Source organism: Nonomuraea sp. bgisy101 (genome assembly GCF_057708945.1).
In genome coordinates this window covers 41,601-61,090 of record NZ_JBYITD010000001.1, presented here as the reverse complement: position 1 = coordinate 61,090, position 19,490 = coordinate 41,601, and the positions used below count along the sequence as shown (strand labels likewise).

Sequence of the window (19,490 nt, the reverse complement as noted above, 5' to 3'; positions counted from 1 at the left end):
AACGACGTCGAACGCGGTGTCGGCTCTCATCTTGTCCCGCGCGAGCAGGAAGGTGAGCACCATCACCGCCCTTCCGAGGGCGAATCCGGCGCCCGCCATGAGGGCGTCGGACCACGACCCGAGCAGGAAGAGCGCTGGATTTTGTCCGTTGTGAATGGCCCATACCCGGCTCCGCTCCGGCGGGTGCCACCGATCGCGCGGTCGACACGCACGCGGGCGCGGACATGGCGTCCGCCCACATTGACCCCGCGCCCCTGATCCGGCGAACTGAACACATCTGTCTCGGCGCAACAGGTTCTGGGAGATGTGATGCGACGACGCCCTTGGGGACGAGCGGCTGCCGCCTTAACGCTGGCGGCCTGTGCACTGTTCACGACGCCTGCCGCGCCCGCCGCCGCGGCGGGGCCGGTCACGCTGGAGGCCACCTACACGACGGGACTCGAGAACGGCTGGGCGCGGGTCGAGCGCTACAGGGACGGCTCCAGCGGATTCCAGGCAGAGACCTATCCCCCGGACGGGCGCGGCGACCACACGGGACAGACGAAACGCCTGTTCGGCGAGGTCGCCCGCCCGCACTCGTCGAGATTCCTGCTGTATCACGCGCCGAGCTGGCAGACCGGCGCCAAGGCCACCCCCGTGTTGTTGGTGCACGGCGCCAACCAGACGGCGGACCTGGCATGGGCGAACCCCAACGCGCGCGGCTCGTACGGCTGCGGCCAGGCGAGCTGCCCGACGACTGGGCTCATGCAGCACCTCGACGCGCAGGGCTACAAGGTGTTCGCGATCGGTTTCCCGCACGTCACGGGGGACGGCTACTACTGGTCGGAGCAGATCCGCGACGCCGTCGCCCAGATCAGGGCCAAGACCGGCGCGGCCCAGGTGGACGTGATCGGCTGGTCCAAGGGCGCGTTCAACGCCCGCATGTACGTCTCGTCCCTGCGCAGGTCCTGGGGAACGGCGTACGCGGGCGACGTCAGGAAACTGGTCCTCGTCGGCGGGCCGAACAAGGGCTTCGACTGGGGCTACCGGCACGGCTGGACCCACGATTTCGCGATATTTCCTGAATGCGGGGGCTCGTTGAACGCTCCCGCCCCGCACACCCGGATGGTCTGCTACGGCCTCTGGCGCGACCACCCCGAGCTGAGCTATGAGGGCGACGCCTATCCGGGCTCTGACGACATGCTCTACCGCTGGGACGACGTCTACCCGCTGCCCGCCGCCGAGCAGGACTGGTACACCACCTACTACGGGGGCACCGGCTTCTACACCGCCGGCCGCGGCATCCAGTACGCCATCGACAGGGGCTCGCTGGTCAGGTCGCTCATCACCGCGGGCACCCCCGCGAGCGTGCCGGTCTACCAGCTCTGCGGCAACTCCCCCGACATGGCGCTGCTGCACAACGAGCACACCGGTCCCTCCGACGGCGCGGTGTTCGTCGCCAGCTGCACCGCCGCCGACGGCGTCGCCAACCGGTCCGCCGCCGCGACGCTCGCACTCAACCACCTCAAGCTCGGCTGGGCCACGAACGCCATGAACCAGATCACCACCTGGCTCGGCTGAGCCGGTTCACGCCGCCCGCCATGCCCGGCCATGCCGACGATAGTGCCGTCGACCATCCCGTCGACCCAGCCGATGACCATGCCGCCGGCGCCTGGCCGCGTGCCGTACCTCGCTTCTTGGGGTACGGCACGCAGCGCCGGAGACCCGCGGGATCGGTCACTCCCCGCCGATGTCGATCTCGTAGGCCTGGTACAGCAGGTCCGTCCCTCGCTGCCGGTGGCGGCCCAGCGCGACCAGCACCGCGGTCAACCGCTCTCTCACGCGCGCCATGGCGGCCTCGTCGGGCGCTGAGAGATCCTCCTCCGCGGCGGCGAGCCCGGCAGCGATGTCGTCGTGCTCCCGATGCAGCCGCCGCAGCATGCCCTCCAGCCGCGGCGCCTCCGCCCGGATCTCGTCGAAGAGGCCGTCAGGGCCCTCGACGATCGAGATGTGCGCGGCGAACGCCTCCCGCACCCGGGCCACGGCAGGCGCCAGCCGCCGAGCCCTGTCGTCGGCAGGGCCCGCCGACAGCGCGGCCAGTGCTTGTTCGAGCTCGTCGCACGCGCGACGCAGATGGGCACGGCGCATCCGGAGCGTGGCGAGCTCCTCCTCGGGAGGAGTGACGGGGTCGTCGGACATGGTCTCTACTCGATCGCGCGTTGCCACGGCCAGAGCCGTATGCGGACATCTCCCACGGTACGACCCCGGCCCGCCGGTTGACATCCCACGTTGCGAAGACCGGCCTCCCGCCGCCCTCTTCCAGGCGGACGTCGCGTGGGCCGCCCGGAGCCGAGCGGGACGGTCCCTACTTGCCCGCGCCCAGGGTCAGGCCGGTGATGATGCGGCGGGCCAGCAGGAGGTACAGGGCCAGCATGGGCAGCACCACGATCGCGACGCCCGCGATCAGCCCGCCGTACTCCGACTGGTAGGTCGCCGCGCCGTAGAAGGTGAACAGCGCGCGGGCCAGGGTGAAGCCCGAGTTCTCCTGGATGAACACGATGGCCAGCAGGGTCTCGTTCCACAGGCCGATCGCGTTGAGTATCAGCGCGGTGACCATGCCGCCGCGGGCCAGCGGCAGCGTGATCGAGACGAACGTGCGCAGGGGTGAGGCGCCGTCGAGGGCGGCGGCCTCCTCGGTCTCCTCGGGAAGGGTGCGGAAGAAGCCGGTCAGGAGGAACACCGTGAAGGGCACCGACAGGGCCACGTAGAGCACGTAGAGGCCGAACAGGCTGTTGGTCAGCCCGAACGCGGCCAGGCCGACGAACAGCGGAATGATCACGGTCTGCATGGGGACGCCCATGCCGATCGCGAGGAAGCCGGTCAGGGCCCCCGACCCGCGCACGCCGAACCGGCTGAGCGCGTAGGCGGCGGGAGCGGAGACCAGCACGATCGAGGCCGAGGCCGCCGCCACCAGGACCACGGTGACCATGAACGCGTGGCCGAACTCGGCCTGGTTCCATGCGTACAGGTAGTTGCGGAACGGATTGCCGCGGGCGAACCACGTGTACGGCAGGCCGAACGGGTCACGGAAGATCTCCAGCGGGGTCTTGAACGACGCCGCGACCAGCCAGTACAGCAGGAGCACGTTGAGCGCGGTGAACAGCCAGACGGCCGTCCTCCCCGTGAGTCTGAGCATCAGTATTCGAGCCTCTCTCTGCGCATCACCCGGCGTAGCGCGGTCACGAGCACGGTCACCAGGACGATCATCACGACCGCGCAGGCGCAGGCCGTGCCGTACTCCGGGGTGCCCTGCGCGCCGAAGGACCGGTCGTAGACGTAGATGGCCAGCGTCCAGGTCCTGCTGGGCGGCAGGTAGGTGCCGGGTCCCGCGAGCACGAACACCATCTCGAAGATCTTGACGGCGCCGATCGTCCAGAGCACCCCTGCGATGCCCACCACGTCCCAGGTCAGCGGCAGTGTGACGGCGCGGAACTGCTGCCAGGGCGAGGCCCCGCACAACTCGGCGTCCTCGTACAGGTAGGGCGGGATGCGGTCGACCGCCGCCATCATGATGGTGATGTAGAAGCCCGCGCTGGACCAGACCAGCGCGCCGATCACGACCCAGGTGACGTTCTCGGGGCGCAGGAATCCGGCCGCGGGCAGGCCGAGCGACTCCAGCAGGAAGTTGGCCAGGCCCTGCCGTCCGGGGTTGTACTTGAAGACGAACCCGAAGAACATGCCCAGCGCCACCGGCGCGACGATGTTGGGGAAGAACAGGATCGCTCTGACCGTCTTCGAGGCCCGCATGCCCCTCAGCACCATCGTGAACAGGAAGGCGAACACGAACGTGCCCGCCCCTCCCACCACGATGTAGCCCAGCGTGTTGACGAAGGCGTCGCGGAACGACTCGCTGCCCAGCAGCCTGCCGTACTGCTCCAGGCCGACGAAGGTGACCGGGCCCGCGCCCGACCAGCGGGTGAAGCCGAGCACCACGGTCGCGACGGCGGGGCCGACGAGGAAGACGACGTAGAGCGCGATCGCGGGCAGCGTGAACGGCCAGAACAGCCGCCGCCGGTTGCGCAGGTGGGGGGTGACAGCGGCGGGCAGGGCGCGCCTGCCCGCCATCACGGCCTGTGCCATCAGCCCTGCGTCTTCCAGAACGCCGCGGTCGCCGTGGCGAGCCTGTCCACGAACGCGGCGGGAGTCAGCCTGCCCCTGAGCAGGTCGTTGTCGGCCGGGAAGAACACCTGCTCGGCGAACTTGCCGTCGGCGACGCCGTCCAGCCCGTCCATGAAGAGGGTGTGCTTCTTCGCCGGGTCCTCCAGGGCCGCCTTGAGATCGGCCAGGTCGGACGGGACCGGCAGGTCGCTGCGCGGGGTGAGGCTGTCGGCGACCGCGGGCATGCCGGCGAGCAGGTCGCGGGTGAGGAAGTAGGCGATGAACGCCTTGGCCGCCTCGGGGTGTTTCGCCTTGGCCGTGACGCCGAACGCGATCTGCTGCACCTCGATGACGTCGTGGGCGGCGCCGTCCGGCAGGGGGAACTGGAAGGAGCCGTAGTCGATGCTCTGGCCGCCGCCCTGCTTGGCGAGGTACTCGCGGGTCTCCGTCGGGCCCCAGCTGCCCATGAACAGGTAGGCGGCGTCACCGTCGGCCCAGCGCTGCTGGATCTGCGGGAACTTGCCGGCGTCCCAGCCGTCGACCAGGTGCGTCGCGATCCTGGCGGTGTGCTCGGCCGCCTTGAGGAAGCCAGGCTCGCTCTTCCACAGCTGCCCGGTCGGGTCCTGCGCCGCCTTCGCCAGCCCGCCGGGGCCGACGTACCGGGCGGCGAGCTGGTCGAAGTACCAGGCGGCGTAGTAGCCGATGTCCCCGTCGAGCGCGACGGACCTGTCTCCGAGCAGCGCGTACAGCTCGTCCATGGTCCGCGGCGCCTTGAACCCGGGAACCTTCTTCTTGTCGTACCACCAGGCGTTGCCCATGACGATGTACGGCACCGCGAACAGCTTCCCCGCGTCGTCCTTGATCGCCGGGGTGTCCCGGTAGGCGGCGGGCAGCACGTCGCGCACCGTGCCGTCGCCGGTCTTCATGTCCAGCACGTCGTCCATGGGCCGGGTGCCGCGGGCCGAGACGATCGCGGCCCTGATGTTGGTGAGATCCTGGTCGAACAGGTCGGGGACGGTGCCGGTGTTGAGCGCGGGCAGCAGGTTCTGCCGCAGGTAGGCGCGGCCCAGCCACTGGATGGTGACCTTGACGCCGGTCTTCTTGGTGAAGCAGTCGGCGGCGTGGCGCAGGACCTTGCCCTGCGGCTCGTCCTTGGTCCACATCGACCAGTAGGTGAGCTCCTTGTCCGCGGCGGGTTTGGTCCCGGCCTCGGGGCAGGCGGTGGTGAAGTACGCGGCTGCGGTGGGGAGCGAGAATTCGTCCTCGGCGGGGGCTGCCGGAGCGCCGCAGGCGGTCAGGGCTAACGCGAGGACCGCCATACATGTCCTTTTCATGCTTCTCCTAGTGAACTTCCAGCTCGGCGAGCTGCATGTGGTACGGGTCGTTGCGGTGGGCGGTGCCGACGACCCGGACGTGCCGCGCCGTGATGGGCGCGAAGGAGAAGCTCTGCGCCGTCGCACCGGGCCGCGGATATCCGGTCCTGGCGGCGACCGTCGTCCAGGAGGAGCCGTCGGCCGAGACCTGGATCGTGAAGTCCACGGGGAAGCCGTTGCCCGTGTTCTCGCCGTCCGACCTGGCGTAGAGGTCCACGCGGGAGGCCAGGCTCGGGCCGCCGAGGTCGACGGCCGCCCATTCGGTACGGCTCGCCGCACCGGGCAGGCTGCTCCAGCCCATCGAGTGCCAGAGCGCCGAGCGCGAGCCGTCGGTGAGGTCGGCCCGCAGCCAGCCCTCGTTGAGGTACTCCACCGAACTGGACGCGGTCACCGGCCGTCCGGCGGCCAGGTTGCCACCGACGGCCTCGATCTCGGCCAGCTGCATGTGGTAGTGCCCGAGCTGGTCGGTGCTGAGGTTCGTGCCTGTCACCTTGATGTACCGGACGCCGGTGGTGGGGAACGGGAACGTCTGCGCGCCCGCGCCGGGCCGGGGGAAGCCCGCCCTGGTCGCGACCGTCGTCCAGGACGAGCCGTCCGCCGAGACCTGGACCGTGAAGTCCACGGGGAAGCCGAGGCCGGTGTTCGAGCCGTCGGCGCGGGGGTGGAGGTCGATTCTGCTCAGCGGCCTGGAGCCGCCGAGGTCGACCTGGATCCACTCGGTGTGGTTGGTGCCCATGTTCGCCGCTGAGCTGCTCCAGCCGACGCCGGTGCGGGTGCCGTCCACGGCGGCGGGGGCGGACCAGCCGTCGCCCTCGTAGGAGCTGGACGCGGTCACGGTGCGGCCCTCGGCCGGGTTGGTCTCCGGGTTGATCCGCACGTTGTCGAAGCGGGCGCTCGCGCCGCCGGTCACCAGGGCCAGGCCGCCCACCGGGTAGGCGTCGTCGGTGACGGTGAGGACCTTCCTGGCCCCCGCGTACACCGTGATGGTGCCGCCGCGCGCGGCCACCCGCAGCCTGGTCCACTGGCCGGAGACGTAGCCGGGCACGGAGGCGGAACCGAGCGCCACGCCGCTGCGGTAGACGAAGACCTGGCCGTTGTCGCGCAGCGCGACCAGGTAGCCGGTGTCCATGTCGGTGGCGTTGAGGTTGCGCACCATGAGCCCGGCCCAGTTGGTGTTGCCGCCGCTCGCGTTCACCCCGGTGATGCGCAGGTCGACACCGGCCACCACGTCGCGGTAGGCCCGGCCCTCGAGCGCGGCCGTGACGCCCCAGTTGGCGGAGGAGTCGGACTGGACGTACTCGCCGCCGCTGACCGACCAGGTGCCCGCGCTGTGCCGCCAGCTGGTCTCGCCCGCGGCGAAGTCGTCGGCGTAGGGGAAGCTCAGGTCGGGCCCGGGGGTGACGAGCGCGTCGAGGATCTGCCGGTGACGGTTGTCGACCTCAAGGCCGCTCTGCTCGTAGGAGACCGAGTCGGTGATGAGCGTGTTGGCGATGGCCCGTGCGGTGACCGGCTTGGTCCGCGCCAGCAGGTTGAGCAGCTCCACGTCCTCCAGGCCGTCCAGCTGGGCCTCGCTGCGCACGCTGTCGTAGATGTCGTAGGCGGCCTTGTTCGGCCGGACCAGCCAGTTGTCGCCGGTCTGCCAGTCGTCGAAGGTGTCGGACGGCCGGTTGAGGTCGCTGAAGTCCCACCAGAAGTTCCAGCCCCAGTGCAGGTAGCCGGTCCCGCCGATCTTCCAGGTGAGCCACGGAGTGAGCCGGGTGGAGGCCAGATGGTAGGAGATGAATCGGTTCATCCGCTTGTCCTGCGGGACGATGCAGTTGTAGAGCCACAGATCCGCACCGCTCAGACGGCGGCGCTGGTAGTAGCCGACGTTCCCGTCGTAGAGGCCGGTGTACGGCGTCGCCGTAGTGAGGTCGCCCTCCATCGCGGGCAGCACGGCCAGGTGCGCCTCGTTGGTCAGCGGGTTGGGGAAGTACTGGCGGTACTTGGCGTAGAGCCAGCGGGCCGCGTTGACCTGGTTGGCGGTGGACGGCTCGTCCAGCGCGCTCATGTAGAAGAGGTTCGTCCAGCCCTTGGCGTCCAGGTGGGCCTTGAGCGCGGGGAAGAGGCGGGTGAGGTAGGCGTTGGTCTCGGCGGTGTCGGGGTCGGCCAGGACTCGCTGGACGACGCCGTTCACCTTCTTGATCATGTCCAGCTTGACGACGTCGTTCGGCAGGCCCTCCAGCAGGTGGGGGGTGTAGATGTACTGCATCGCCCCGGCGTCGACGAAGGTCTGGACGAACCTGTCGAAGGTCCCCCAGCCGAAGGTGTAGTTGCCCGCGGCGTCCACGGTCGTGTCGGGGATGAGCAGGGCCTGGAAGTCGGCGAAGATCACGTTGTTGCGGTGCCTGGCGTGGTTGGCCGCGATGTTCTCGATGACCCGCCACCAGTTCGCGTCGAACATCTGCACGCCGTACTGGGCGGGGATGGACCTGATCGTGCCGTTGTAGTCCCAGCCCGCGGAGGTGAACCAGTTGTTCATCTTGAAGGTGGACCGGTCGGCGGGTGGGATCGTGACGTCGTAGACGGTGACCGCGACGTTCACCGCGACGTCGCCTGCGTCGCTCCTGACGGTGGCGGTCCCGGTGTAGGTGCCGGGGGCCTGGGCCGCGGGGACGCGGACGCTGTAGTGGTAGGGCAGGGTGAGGTCGGCGGCCAGGGACTGCGGGGTGTTCTCCACCAGCGCGTCGTAGTAGGCGGTGCCGCCGTCGGGCGGGTTCTGGTGGACGCCGATCTTGGAGATGTGCGGGTGGTTGTACTCGCGTCTGACGGTGATCGCCGACGCGGGGATCACCGCGCCCGACTGGCTGCTCAGCGCGCCGGCGGTGACCTGGACGCCGGTCACCGGGGTGGTCGACCTGACCAGGATCTGGGCGGCCTCGGTCTCGCCGCGGGCGGCCCGCAACGCGATCGACGCGGGGGCGCCGGACGGGCGGGTGCTGGAGGAGAACGCGCGGTCGGCCGCGCTCTGCACCCAGGCGGAGAGGGGGGCCGCCGCATGGGCGGGCACGGCCACGAGCATGGAGAGGATCAGGACGGATAACGCGGCGAGCGGGGCGGATCTGATTGCCATGGACGGCTCCTCACGAGATCCCCGAGCATGCACTAAAACGTTTCAAATTGCTGGACTGGACGGTAGATGTGCACAGAGCTGTCGTCAATGACTTGTATTCGGACTGTTATACGCACCGGTCGCCTCATTGACAGACGCGCCGGGAGGTCCCTAGCGTTCGCACCGGATCTCCTTAAAACGTTCCGCGCGAAGGGGTCACCACCGGATGAAGCTCACCATCGCCGACGCCGGGCCGGTCAGCCCGCTCCCGATCCTGCGGCCCCCGGCCGTGCCGATCGCCGACTTCGGGCACCCGCCCTCGATGCTCCCCTACGGCAGGCGCGACTCCTACGGGCGCGACTCCGTCGAGCGGGAGGTGCCTGCGGTCACGCTGGAGAACGAGCGGCTGCGGGCGGTGTTCCTGCCGGGGCTCGGCGGCCGGCTGTGGTCGCTGGTCGACCTCGCCACCGGCCGGGAGCTGCTGCACCGCAACCCGGTGATCCAGCCGGCCAACCTCGCCCTGCGCGACGCGTGGTTCGCCGGCGGCGTGGAGTGGAACCTCGGCACGACCGGCCACTGGGCGTTGACCTGCGATCCGCTGCACGCGGCCTGGGTGGACGCGCCGTACCCCGTGCTGCGGCTGTACGAGTACGAGCGGCTGCGGGGCCTGGTGGTCCAGATCGACGCCAGCCTCCCGCCCGGCTCTCCCGCCCTGGTCGTGTCCGTCGCCGTCCGCAACCCGCGCCCGGAGACCGTACCCGTCTACTGGTGGTCCAACATCGCCGTCCCGCAGACGCCGGGCACCCGCGTCCTCGCCCCCGCCGCCCAGGCCGATCACTTCGGCTACGCCCAGCGCCTGACCACCGTCGCCTATCCGGGCGAGCCGGACTCCAGCTACCCCGCCACCTGGTCCGAGGCCGCCGACTACTTCTTCCACATCACCTCGGACACCCCCTGGATAGCCGCCGTCGACGCCGAGGGCCACGGCCTGCTGCACACCTCCACCTCCCGTCTGAAGGGCCGCAAGCTGTTCGGCTGGGGCACCTCCCCCGGCGGCGCCCGCTGGCAGCAGTGGCTGTCCGGACCCGGCGCCCCCTACCTGGAGATCCAGGCAGGCCTGGCGCGTACCCAGCTGCAGCATCTCCCCCTCCCTGGCGGCACCACTTGGACCTGGACGGAGACCTACAGCCCGCTGGCCCTCCCCCACCCCGACGCCCCCTACGACCGGGCCCGCGCGGCGGTCGAAGCGGCGGCGGGAACGCTCGCCCTGGCCCATCCCTCCCTTTCTGAGCACGCGGCCGGCGCGTGGACCGACCGCCCCGTCGCCGAGGCGGTCCACCGCGGATCCGGATGGGGGGCGCTGGAGCGCAGGGCCGGAGGGCTGCCGGAATCGTCGGCCACCCCGTTCCCCGACGACACGCTCGGGGAGGAACAGACGCCCTGGCTGGCCCTGCTGGAAGAGGGCGGGCTGCCGGGCGAGGCGGTGTGCGTGGTCGGGCCCCGCTGGCTGAGCCTGCTGCGCGGGGCGGCGGACTGGCACGGCCTCTACCACCTGGGACTCAACCTGTGGGCCACGGGCGACAGGTCCGGCGCCCAGGCCGCCTGGGGCAGGGCGCTGGCCGAACGGCGCCATCCGCTGGTCCTGCGTGCGCTCGCCGAGTCCCACCGGATCGGCGGCGACGACGCGGCCGCGGCCGTCCTGCTCCTGGAGGCGCACACGCTGGCGCCCGCCGTACGCCCGCTCACCGTCGAGACCCTCTCCGCCCTGATCGCCGCCGGCCGCCCCGCCGACGCTCTGGCGCTCGTCGACGGCCTCGATCCGGATGACCGCGCGCACGGCCGCACCCGTCTGCTGGAGGCCCAGGCCGCCCTGGCCGCGGGCGAGCGTGCCAGAACCGGCCGGATCCTGGAGGAGGGCCTGGTCGTACCCGATCTGCGAGAGGGCGAGGACGCCCTGGACGACCTGTGGTTCGCCTATCACGGCAGGGACTCCGAGCTCCCCGCGGCCTACGACTTCCGCATGAGCCGGCCGCGCGGATGAGCACTGCGCGAGCCCGCTGCCCCGTCCCCGACCCCGGCCCCGATGCCGGACCCGGCGAGGCCGCCATCCCCCGCGGCTGCGCAGGCTAGGCTCCACCCCGGTAGATCATCCGTTTCCGTTCGGCAATCTCCCCGGGGTGGCGCACGATGACGACACGCAGGACCAGGGTCACGTTGACGGCCGTCGCCTTCGCGGCAGGCTCGCTCGCCGGCCTCGCGCCGGCCACCGCCGCCTCCGGCGCGCCGGCGTGCCCGCTGGTCTTCGGACACGGCGGCTACCCGCAGGACCCGAGCGACATGGCGAAGGACCAGGTCCGCCAGCCCAACAACCGCCGTGGCGTCGACGACCAGAAGTCCTGGGGCGCCGGGGGCGTCGAGGGCGACGTCCAGCTCACCAAGGAAGGCACCAAGGCGGTGATGTGGCACAACACCTCCACCAACGGGCTGACCGGGCCCAGGCAGAACATCACCGACATCTGGTGGGCCTACGGGAGCGACAACCTGCAGGACCGTCGCATCCTCCGCGGCCCCTACAGCGGCGAGCGGGTGTACACGCTGCGCGAGTGGCTGGACTACGTGCGTTCCAAGGGCCTGGTCGCCCTGGTGGAGGTCAAACCCGAGACGAGGAGCGTGCTCGGCTCCAGCCACGCGGCGAAGGCGTGGAAGGAGATCTCGGACCCCATCCTCGAGCGGCAGGCCACACAGCGGATCATGGTCTACTCGACGGACTCCTGGATCCAGGGAGAGCTCGCCAGGAGACACCCGGGGCTCCTCAAGGGATCGCAGGCCCAGTGGACCGACAGCGTCGGATGGAACGAGCCGCCACCGGCCTGGAGCGGCAACACGGCCCGATGGCAGGCGGTGCTGAACCGGTCTCCCAAGAGCGTGATGACCAACTACACCAAGGACTACCGGGCCTGGCTCGCAGGCAAGTGCGCCTGACCCGGGCCTGCCGGGCGGAACCGTCATGCGCCGACCGTGGAGAACATCCGGCGTTCCAGGCCGTACTTCGCCCCGGCGCGGAAGGCCGCTGTGAACGCCCGATCTCCCAGCGCCTCGCGGGACTTCTCCGCGCAGCGCTGATGCCACCTCGCGTGGTACCACAGCCGGGTGGGCGAGGCCTCCACCGCCTGCCACAACGCGTGGGCGGCTCCCAGCATCCATGCGGCCCTCTCGTGGTCCCCTCGGTCGCAGGCCGTCCACGCCAGCACCTCCATGCACTGCGTGAGGCACCAGCGGTCGTTGATCTCCATGGTGAACTCGGCGGCCTCGCTCACCAGTTCCTCGGCTCGGCGGCAGTCGCCCAGGTTCCACACGGCGATGCCGAGCGAGAGCTGGGCATGACCGCGGGACATCGGCGCGTCATGGCTCTCGCACAGCGCCAGCAGTTCCTCGCCGAACCCGACCGCTCGCGCGGGGTCCTGCATGGAGCCGTAGGCAGCCGCGTAGTAGAGGTTGAAGGCCACGCTGTCGACGTCGCCGGCGGCGCGGTGGAGGGCGAGCGACTCCTCCAGGAGCGCGAGGCCGCGTTGGGGGTCGCCCGTGGAGAACGCGGCGACACCTGCGGTCCTGATGGCGAACGGCAGGACACCCTCGTTCCCCGGTCGCCGCGCCATGGTGTGGCACTCCTCCAGCTTCGGCATCGCCACGGCCAGGTCGCCCTGGCGGAGGGCGAGCATGCTGACCACCCAGAGCGCCATCGCCCGGGCGCCGTCCGCTCCCGGCACCAGGTCCAGGCCGCGCTCCAGCCAGTACCTGCCCTCGGTGAGCGAGCCGGCGAGGAGCCAGTACAACCACATCGCGGTTGCGGTCTCCAGCCCCTTGCCGGCGGTGCCAGGCTCGGCCAGGCACATCTCGAGCGCCGCCCGCACGTTGGGCAACTCCTGCCGCAGGAACCGGTAGCGCTCGAGCTGATCCGGTACGAGCCGGTCGATCCTGTGCCCCTCGACGACGTCCTTGAAGTGGTCGACGTACCGTCCGCGTAGTGCCGTCGCCTCCGCGGAGCCGAGCCGTTCGCACCCGTACGCGCGGATGCTCTCCAGCATGCGGTACCTGACGCCTGCCTCGGCCTGCTCGCCCACCAGGACCGACTTGTCCACCAGCCCGGACAGCAGGTCGATGACGTCGCCGTGGTCGATCTCGTCGCCCGCGCACACGGCCTCGGCGGTGTCGAGGTCGATCCCGCCAGGGAACAGCGACAGCCGAGCCCACAGCCGCTGCTCGGCGGGCGAGCAGAGATCGAAGCTCCAGTCCATGGTCGCGCGCAGGGTCCTGTGGCGTGGCAGCGCGGCGGGGCTCTCATCGGCCTGCACGTCGAACTGCTCCTCAAGCTCGCGGGTGAGCTGCTCCAACGGCACCGTGCGCAGCCGCACCGCGGCCAGCTCGATCGCCAGGGGAATCCCCTCCAGGCGCTGGGCCAGCCGCGCCACGCTCGCGGCGTTGCCTCTGTCGAGGGAGAAGCCGGGCCACACGCTCGCCGCGCGTTCCACGAACAGCCGCACCGAATCGTGCCTGGCGATGTCGCGTGGCGGGTGGCATTGGTCCGGCACGGACAGCGACGGGACCGCCAGCACCTGCTCGCCGCTCACCCCCAGGATCTGCCGGCTGGTCGTGAGGATCCGCAGCCGGGGAGCGCCCCGCAGCAGCCGGTCCACGAGGCGGGCGCAGTCGTCGAGCAGGTGCTCGCAGTTGTCCAGCACGAGCAGCATCCGCTTGTCCGACAGGTAGTCCACCAGCACGGTCATGGGGTCGCTTCCCGCGTCCCGCAGGCCCAGCGCCGCCGCGACGGTCGGCGCCAGCAGATCACCGGCCTCCAGGGTGGCCAGCTCGACCACCTCCACCCTGCCCTTGTACGCGCGCGCGACCGTCTCGGCGACCTTCGCCGCCAGCCGCGTCTTGCCGACACCACCCGTTCCCGTCAGGGTCAGCAGCCGCGTTCGGGACAGCATCCGCCTGGCCTCCGACACCTCGTGCCGACGCCCGACGAACCTGGACACCTCCACCGGCGGATCGGTCCTTACGGCGGGGCCTCGCTCGGTCCTGCTCACGGCGCACCTCCGGAAAGGCTCTGGCCGTTCCCCGGCTCCTCCTGCCGGCTGACCCAGGCGGCGATCTGGACGCGCGAGCTGAACCCGAGCTTGCCGAGGATGTGCTCGACGTGTCCCTCGGCGGTCCGCTGCGCGATCACCAGCGCGGCCGCGATCGCCTTGTTGCTCATGCCCTCGGCGACCAGGCGGGCGATCTCCATCTCCCTGCGGGTCAGCGGCGAAGATCTCGGCGACGACTCGGGCTCGGGCGTGGCCTCCCGCATGGCGTACTCCAGAGCCTGGGCGGGGGTGAGCTCCATGCCCTTGCGGAAGGCCGCCTCGAACCCCCTGTCGCCCAGCTTCTGCCTGGCAGACTGCTCGCAGGCCTCATGATGTCCGGCGAGGTAGCCGAACAGGGGGCCGCCGAAGGAGCGCCAGATCTCCCGCAGCGCGCCGAGAAGCGTGGCCGCGCGCTCGCCGTCGCCGTCGCCGCAGCTCATCCAGGCCAGGACCTCGATGCACAGGGCGTTGCCCAAGTGGTCGTCGAAGGGCTCCTTGAGCCGTACGGCCTCGCGTTCCATCTCGAGCGCCCGCTGGGTGTCGCCCTGCTTCCACACCTCGATCCCGTACGTCCACAGCGCGTACGACCGGAACCAGTTCTCGCGGCGCGGCTCGCAGATCGTCAGGCACTCCTCGAACGTCTCCACCGCCTGGGCGGACTCGCCGAGGGCCGAGAGCGTGGCGGCGAGATAGATCATCGAGTTGACCACGCCGATCTGGTCGCCCGCCGTGCGGCTGTGCTCCAGCGCCTCGCCGAGGAGGGCCCGCGACCTGGGAAGGTCCTGCTGGAGCAGGGCCGCGAAGCCGGCGACGTACAGGGCGGCCCCGGTGATCGCCGGGTCGCCGAGCCGGCGGGCCAGTTCCACGCATTCCTCGAGCAGGGTCGCGGCCATCGTGAAGTCGCTCTGCAGGACGGCGAGCCGCGCCTTGACACAGAGGGCCACGGCGCGCACGGGCGTCGGCTCGCCGTCTCCTGCGAGCAGGCGGTTGAACCAGCTCCTGCCCTCGTGCGGCGAGTCGGACGCGATCCAGTAGTACCGCAGCGCCGAGGCGATGATCAGGCCAGGTTCCGCCTCTCCCTGCACCTCGAGACAGAAGCCGAGGGCGGTTCTGAGATTGCCGTGCTCGGTGCGCAGGCGCGCGTACCAGGCCACCTGCTCCGGCCCGAACCAGCCCTTCTGCATGCGCAGCACCAGGTCCAGATACCAGTCGCGATGCCGGCGCCTCAGCTTCTCCTCCTGGCCCGCCTCGCGCAGCCGCTCTCTGCCGTACTGGCGGATGGTCTCCAGCAGCCGGTATCGCACCCCCGAGCGATGCTCCTCCCTGATGAGGATGGACTTGTCGACGAGGCCGATCACCAGGTCGACGGTCTCCTCGGCGGCGATGCCGTCGCCGGAGCACACGTGCTCGACCGCCTCGAGGTCGAGGCTGCCGGAGAACACCGACACGCGCGCCCAGAGGAGCTGCTCGTGCTCGGTGCACAGGGTGTAGCTCCAATCGATCAGGGCCCGCAGCGTCCGCTGGCGGGGCAGCACCACCCGTGATCCCCCCGTGAGCAGCCGGAACCGGTCCTCCAGCCGGGTCAGCAGCTGGTGAACGGAGATCGCGCGCAGCCGGACGGCCGCCAGCTCGATCGCCAGTGGAATGCCGTCCAGGCTGCGGCAGATCCGGACCACGGCCTCCCTGTTGTCGTCGGTGACCTGGAAACCCGGCAGCACGGCCATGGCCCGCTCGGTGAACAGCCGCACGGCGTCGGACTCCTCCGACGCCTCCCTGGACAGCCGCGACAGGTCGCCGTCCGGCAGCGGCAGCGGCGGCACCACCGTCGTCTGCTCGCCCGCGACACCGAGCGCCTGCCTGCTCGTCGCGAGGATCCGCAGGTCGGGGGCGGAGCGCACCAGCGCCTCCGCCACGATGGCGCAGTCCTGCAGCAGGTGCTCGCAGTTGTCGAGGACCACCAGCATCTGCTTGCCGCGCATGTGCTCGGTGAGCACCTGGAGCGGGGGCCTGGTGGAGAGGTCCGCGATCTCCAGGGCCTCGATCACCGTCTGGACGAGCAGGTCAGGGCGCTCCAGCCCAGCGAGCTGGACCAGGCACACGCCGTCGCGGAACGCGCGCCGCACGTCGGCCGCGACCCGCTGGGCGAGGCGGGTCTTGCCGACACCGCCCACGCCGACGAGGGTCACCAGCCTGGAACCTGCCAGCATCCGCTTGACCTCGGCTATCTCACGCCGACGGCCTACGAAGCTGGTCAGCTCGGCCGACAGCCCACAGATCTGCGCTCTCTTCGCCGCCACCTCCATGACTGCTCCACCCGCGCAGCCCCTCCCGGCACCCCCTGCCGCCGGGGCTGAGCCGATGACACCCACAGTACGCCCGGGTGGTTTCTGATGGGTTTTACCGTTTTGTAAGGAATTGTCACAAGGATGCTGAGGTTGGATGCGTGTGGGGACTCGCGCAAACCTGAACGATGACGGCTCGGCTCCGCTCCATCGGGGACCAGGCAGGCAAGGCGATCGATGACAGCGCTGACGAGCGGCTCCAGACGGCAGAGGACGGCGAGGCTGCCGGCAGAGGTGACCAGTTTCGTAGGCCGCCGGCACGAAGTGGCGGAGGTCAAACGATGCCTGCCCCTCTCTCGTGCGGTGACCCTGACCGGCGTCGGCGGCGTCGGCAAGACGCGGCTGGCCCTCAGGGTCGCGCTCGACGTGGCCAGAGACTTCCGCGGCGGGGTGTGGTTCGTCGAGCTGGCGGCGGTGGAGAGCTCGGACATGCTCGCCCAGGTCGTGGTCGAGGCGCTGGGAATCCGCGACCACGGCCGCGGCTCGCCCTTGGAGGTGCTCACCGAGTACCTGCGGGACAAGCAGGCCCTGGTGATCCTCGACAACTGCGAGCATCTGGTGCACGAGTGCGCCGTCCTGGCCGAGGCGTTGCTGCGCGCCGCCCCCGAGCTGCGCATCCTGGCCACCAGCCGCGAGGCGCTCGGCTTCGCGGGCGAGCAGACGCTGACCGTGCCCACCCTCCCGTTGCCCGACCGCGACAGCGCGCGGGTGCCGATCGAGTCGCTCGCCAAGTGCGACGCCGTGTGCCTGTTCACCGAACGGGCCAGGGCCGTCCTTCCCTCGTTCGCCGTCACCGAGGACAACAGGGACGTCGTCGTCCGGATCTGCCGGCGGCTGGACGGCCTGCCGCTCGGCATCGAGCTGGCCGCCGTCAGGTTGCGCGCGCTGTCCGTCCAGCAGTTGCACGAGCGCCTGGACGACCGGTTCCGGCTGCTGACCGCCGGCTCGCGGGCCGTACTTCCGCGTCACCAGACGCTCCGCGCGCTGATCGACTGGAGCCACGCCCTCTGCTCCGAGAAGGAGCAGTTGCTGTGGGCCCGCGTGTCGGTCTTCGCCGGCGGCCTGGATCTGGAGGCGGCCGAGGCCGTCTGCTCGGGCGACGGCATCGCCCGCGAGGAGATCATCGACCTGGTCAGCGCCCTGGTGGACAAGTCCATCCTGATCCGGGAGGAACACGGGCCGCAGGTTCGCTACCGGTTGCTGGAGATCATCCGTCAGTACGGCATGGAGAGACTCCTCGCCACAGGCCGGTCGGCCGAGCTGCAACGGCGGCACCGCGACTACTACCGCGCGCTGGCGGCGCAGGCGCGAGAGGACTTGTTCGGGCCGTCGCAGATGGCCTGGTTCGCCAGGCTGCGACTCGAGCACGGCAACCTGCACACGGCTCTCGAGCACAGCTTCGCCGATCCCTCGGACGTCACCGGAGGCCTCGACATGGCCGCCGACCTGCTCTACCACTGGATCGGTGGATACGTGGGTGAGGGCCGCCGCTGGCTGGACCGCGGGCTCGCCGCCGACACAGGACCGAGCGAGGCCCGTGCCAGGGCGCTGTGGTCCGCCAGCTGGCTCGCCATCATCCAGGGCGACATCGCCTCCGCCACGACGATGCTCGAGGAGAGCCGGTCCATCGGAGAGCGGCTGGGGCTGGAACCGGTCATCGCCTACGTCACGCTCTACTCCGGGATGATCGCCATGTGCGAGGGCGACGCCGAGTCGGCCATCACCCTCTACAAGGAGGCTCTGACCCGGCACCGCGCCATCGGCGACCCCGTGGGCACGGCGCTGACCCTCATCCGGCTGTCCATGGCCTACTCCTTCAGCGGCGACTCTCCGCTGGCCATCTCGCTGGGCGACGACTGCCTCGCCCTGTCGGATGCCCACGGGGAGGGCTGGCACAAGGCGTACATGATGATGGCGGTCGGCGTGGCCGTCTGGCGGCAGGGCGACCTCGCGCGCGCGACCGAGCTCGAGACCAGAAGCCTGACCTTCAATCGCGAGCTCGACGACCCGCTGGGGGTCGGGATCAACCTGGAGGTGCTGGCCTGGATCGCCACCACCGAGAAGCAGTACCGGCGCGCCGGCCGGCTGCTGGGCATCCTGGAGACGCTGTGGCAGGCGATCGGAGCACCGCTGTCGGGATTCGGACATCTTTCGCACTATCACGACGAATGCGTGCGGCACACTCGCCAGGCGCTCGGCGACGCGGCCTTCGACACCGCGTTCAAGCAGGGCACCGAGCTCTCCTACGACGAGGCGCTCTCCTACGCCCTCCGCGACGACAAGCAGCTCGACGAGCAGCCGGCCGAGCCCAAGGCGGCGCCGCTGACACCACGGGAGACGGAGATCGCGCATCTGGTCGCCCAGGGCATGACCAACAAGGAGATCGCCGCCACCCTGGTGATCTCGCAGCGGACCGCCGAGGGGCATATCGAGCACATCCTGAGCAAGCTCGGCTACCACTCGCGCGCCCAGGTCGCGGTATGGATCGGCGAGCAGGCCAGGATGGCCGACGATGAGCCTCCCGCCTGAGGGAGGCCGCCAGGAGGGAAGCCGTCAATAGGGAAGCTGCCGCCCCGACGGCGTCCGCAGGTCCGGGGCGGGGCGGCCGGTCGGCGTCCTCGTCTTACGGATCCGGATCTTTCGCACGGTGACGGTTTCCTTCGAATGAGCCCGGGCCTGGTGGGCCCGGGCGGGACGGGTCCCGGACTTAGACGAGTCCGGGCGCGGGAAGCTCGAACCAGACGACCTTCCCCTCACAGGTATGGGCGGTGCCCCAGCAGCAGGCCAGATCGGCGAGCAGGAGGTGTTCGCGCCCTCCGCGACGCCGGGGCCACACCGGCTCCGCGTGCTCCACCTCGCAGCGCAACAGCCCGTCCTCGGCGCTGAGCGTGAGCCTGATCCTGTCGCTGCTGTGGCGCAGGGCGCTGTTCACCAGCTCGCTGACCAGCAGGTCCGCGACATCGGCCTGGTCCTGCAGTCCCCACTGCACCAGACGGGTGCGGGTCATCCGCCGCGCGCTCGGCAGGGCGGAGGGGGCGGACGAGAGCACCCAGGACGCCGTCCGGTCGCCGCCGCCCGGTACCGCGCGGGCGAGCAGGCCGTCGGCGAAGGCCAGGAGCCGGTTGGGGGCCAGGAGTTTCATGCCGCGTTCCCCACACGCTCAGGTCCGGTGAAGACGCTCCGGCCGTCCGGCAGCAGTTCACCGGAGTCATCGAAGATGACGACACCGTTGCACAGCAGCCCCCACCCCTGTTCCGGGTGAAAGGCCACCAGACGGGCCGAATCGTGATGCGGAGCGTCCGCCGGCGGACACGGTGGTTGGTGCTGACACATGGCTCGTTACCCTTCTGCCCATGACCGTGGTTCGGCTGAGCTCATGTCTAAGCAGTCAGCCTGCCCCGAGGGGCGGCACAAGCGAGAC

General features: G+C 70.5%; 13 protein-coding genes. 4 read left to right on the top strand and 9 right to left on the bottom strand.

The genetic code is table 11. The annotated features are described in order from the left end of the window. Nucleotides 1-309 precede the first annotated feature (309 nt). On the top strand, nt 310-1,560 hold the full coding sequence (locus AC3EO4_RS00260; RefSeq protein ID WP_431892771.1) for an esterase/lipase family protein: 1,251 nt from the start codon (nt 310-312) through the stop codon (nt 1,558-1,560). Between the two features lie 156 nt (nt 1,561-1,716). On the opposite strand, the gene AC3EO4_RS00255 is transcribed toward AC3EO4_RS00260, so the two are convergent. The 5 genes from AC3EO4_RS00255 to AC3EO4_RS00235 form a co-directional block, all read right to left on the bottom strand. Beyond that, complete coding sequence (locus tag AC3EO4_RS00255; protein ID WP_431892770.1) at nt 1,717-2,178, bottom strand: hemerythrin domain-containing protein; 462 nt, start codon at nt 2,176-2,178, stop codon at nt 1,717-1,719. Between the two features lie 166 nt (nt 2,179-2,344). Further along, complete coding sequence (locus AC3EO4_RS00250; RefSeq protein WP_379579968.1) at nt 2,345-3,175, bottom strand: carbohydrate ABC transporter permease; 831 nt, start codon at nt 3,173-3,175, stop codon at nt 2,345-2,347. Beyond that, on the bottom strand, nt 3,175-4,119 hold the full coding sequence (locus AC3EO4_RS00245) for a carbohydrate ABC transporter permease (RefSeq protein WP_379579970.1): 945 nt from the start codon (nt 4,117-4,119) through the stop codon (nt 3,175-3,177). Before AC3EO4_RS00245 ends, AC3EO4_RS00250 begins: the two co-directional genes overlap by 1 nt. Beyond that, nucleotides 4,119-5,471 carry an ABC transporter substrate-binding protein gene (locus AC3EO4_RS00240; RefSeq protein WP_379579972.1) on the bottom strand — a complete coding sequence of 451 codons (1,353 nt, stop codon included), beginning with the start codon at nt 5,469-5,471 and terminating at the stop codon, nt 4,119-4,121. The genes AC3EO4_RS00245 and AC3EO4_RS00240 overlap by 1 nt, the downstream gene beginning before the upstream one ends. 7 nt (nt 5,472-5,478) lie before the next feature. Continuing rightward, entirely contained in the window at nt 5,479-8,622 is a 3,144-nt protein-coding gene (locus AC3EO4_RS00235; RefSeq protein WP_431892765.1) for a discoidin domain-containing protein, read from the bottom strand. A gap of 205 nt (nt 8,623-8,827) precedes the next feature. Here AC3EO4_RS00235 and AC3EO4_RS00230 point away from each other — a divergent pair, with 205 nt between their 5' ends. Together AC3EO4_RS00230 and AC3EO4_RS00225 are read left to right on the top strand one after the other, a co-directional pair. Further along, nucleotides 8,828-10,642 (top strand): DUF5107 domain-containing protein, encoded by a 1,815-nt coding sequence (locus AC3EO4_RS00230; protein ID WP_431892763.1) that lies wholly within the window; start codon nt 8,828-8,830, stop codon nt 10,640-10,642. Between the two features lie 146 nt (nt 10,643-10,788). After that, entirely contained in the window at nt 10,789-11,583 is a 795-nt protein-coding gene (locus AC3EO4_RS00225; RefSeq protein ID WP_431892760.1) for a glycerophosphodiester phosphodiesterase family protein, read from the top strand. A gap of 23 nt (nt 11,584-11,606) precedes the next feature. On the opposite strand, the gene AC3EO4_RS00220 is transcribed toward AC3EO4_RS00225, so the two are convergent. Together AC3EO4_RS00220 and AC3EO4_RS00215 are read right to left on the bottom strand one after the other, a co-directional pair. After that, complete coding sequence (locus tag AC3EO4_RS00220; protein WP_431892758.1) at nt 11,607-13,688, bottom strand: ATP-binding protein; 2,082 nt, start codon at nt 13,686-13,688, stop codon at nt 11,607-11,609. Then, nucleotides 13,685-16,030, bottom strand: coding sequence for an ATP-binding protein (locus AC3EO4_RS00215; RefSeq protein ID WP_379579982.1), 2,346 nt, complete (start codon nt 16,028-16,030; stop codon nt 13,685-13,687). Before AC3EO4_RS00215 ends, AC3EO4_RS00220 begins: the two co-directional genes overlap by 4 nt. A gap of 342 nt (nt 16,031-16,372) precedes the next feature. Here AC3EO4_RS00215 and AC3EO4_RS00210 point away from each other — a divergent pair, with 342 nt between their 5' ends. Continuing rightward, complete coding sequence (locus AC3EO4_RS00210) at nt 16,373-18,598, top strand: ATP-binding protein (RefSeq protein ID WP_431892756.1); 2,226 nt, start codon at nt 16,373-16,375, stop codon at nt 18,596-18,598. 178 nt (nt 18,599-18,776) lie between these two features. On the opposite strand, the gene AC3EO4_RS00205 is transcribed toward AC3EO4_RS00210, so the two are convergent. Together AC3EO4_RS00205 and AC3EO4_RS00200 are read right to left on the bottom strand one after the other, a co-directional pair. Beyond that, nucleotides 18,777-19,211 (bottom strand): ATP-binding protein, encoded by a 435-nt coding sequence (locus tag AC3EO4_RS00205; protein WP_379579986.1) that lies wholly within the window; start codon nt 19,209-19,211, stop codon nt 18,777-18,779. Next, nucleotides 19,208-19,402, bottom strand: coding sequence for a DUF5999 family protein (locus AC3EO4_RS00200; protein WP_379579988.1), 195 nt, complete (start codon nt 19,400-19,402; stop codon nt 19,208-19,210). The genes AC3EO4_RS00205 and AC3EO4_RS00200 overlap by 4 nt, the downstream gene beginning before the upstream one ends. Nucleotides 19,403-19,490: the final 88 nt, after the last annotated feature.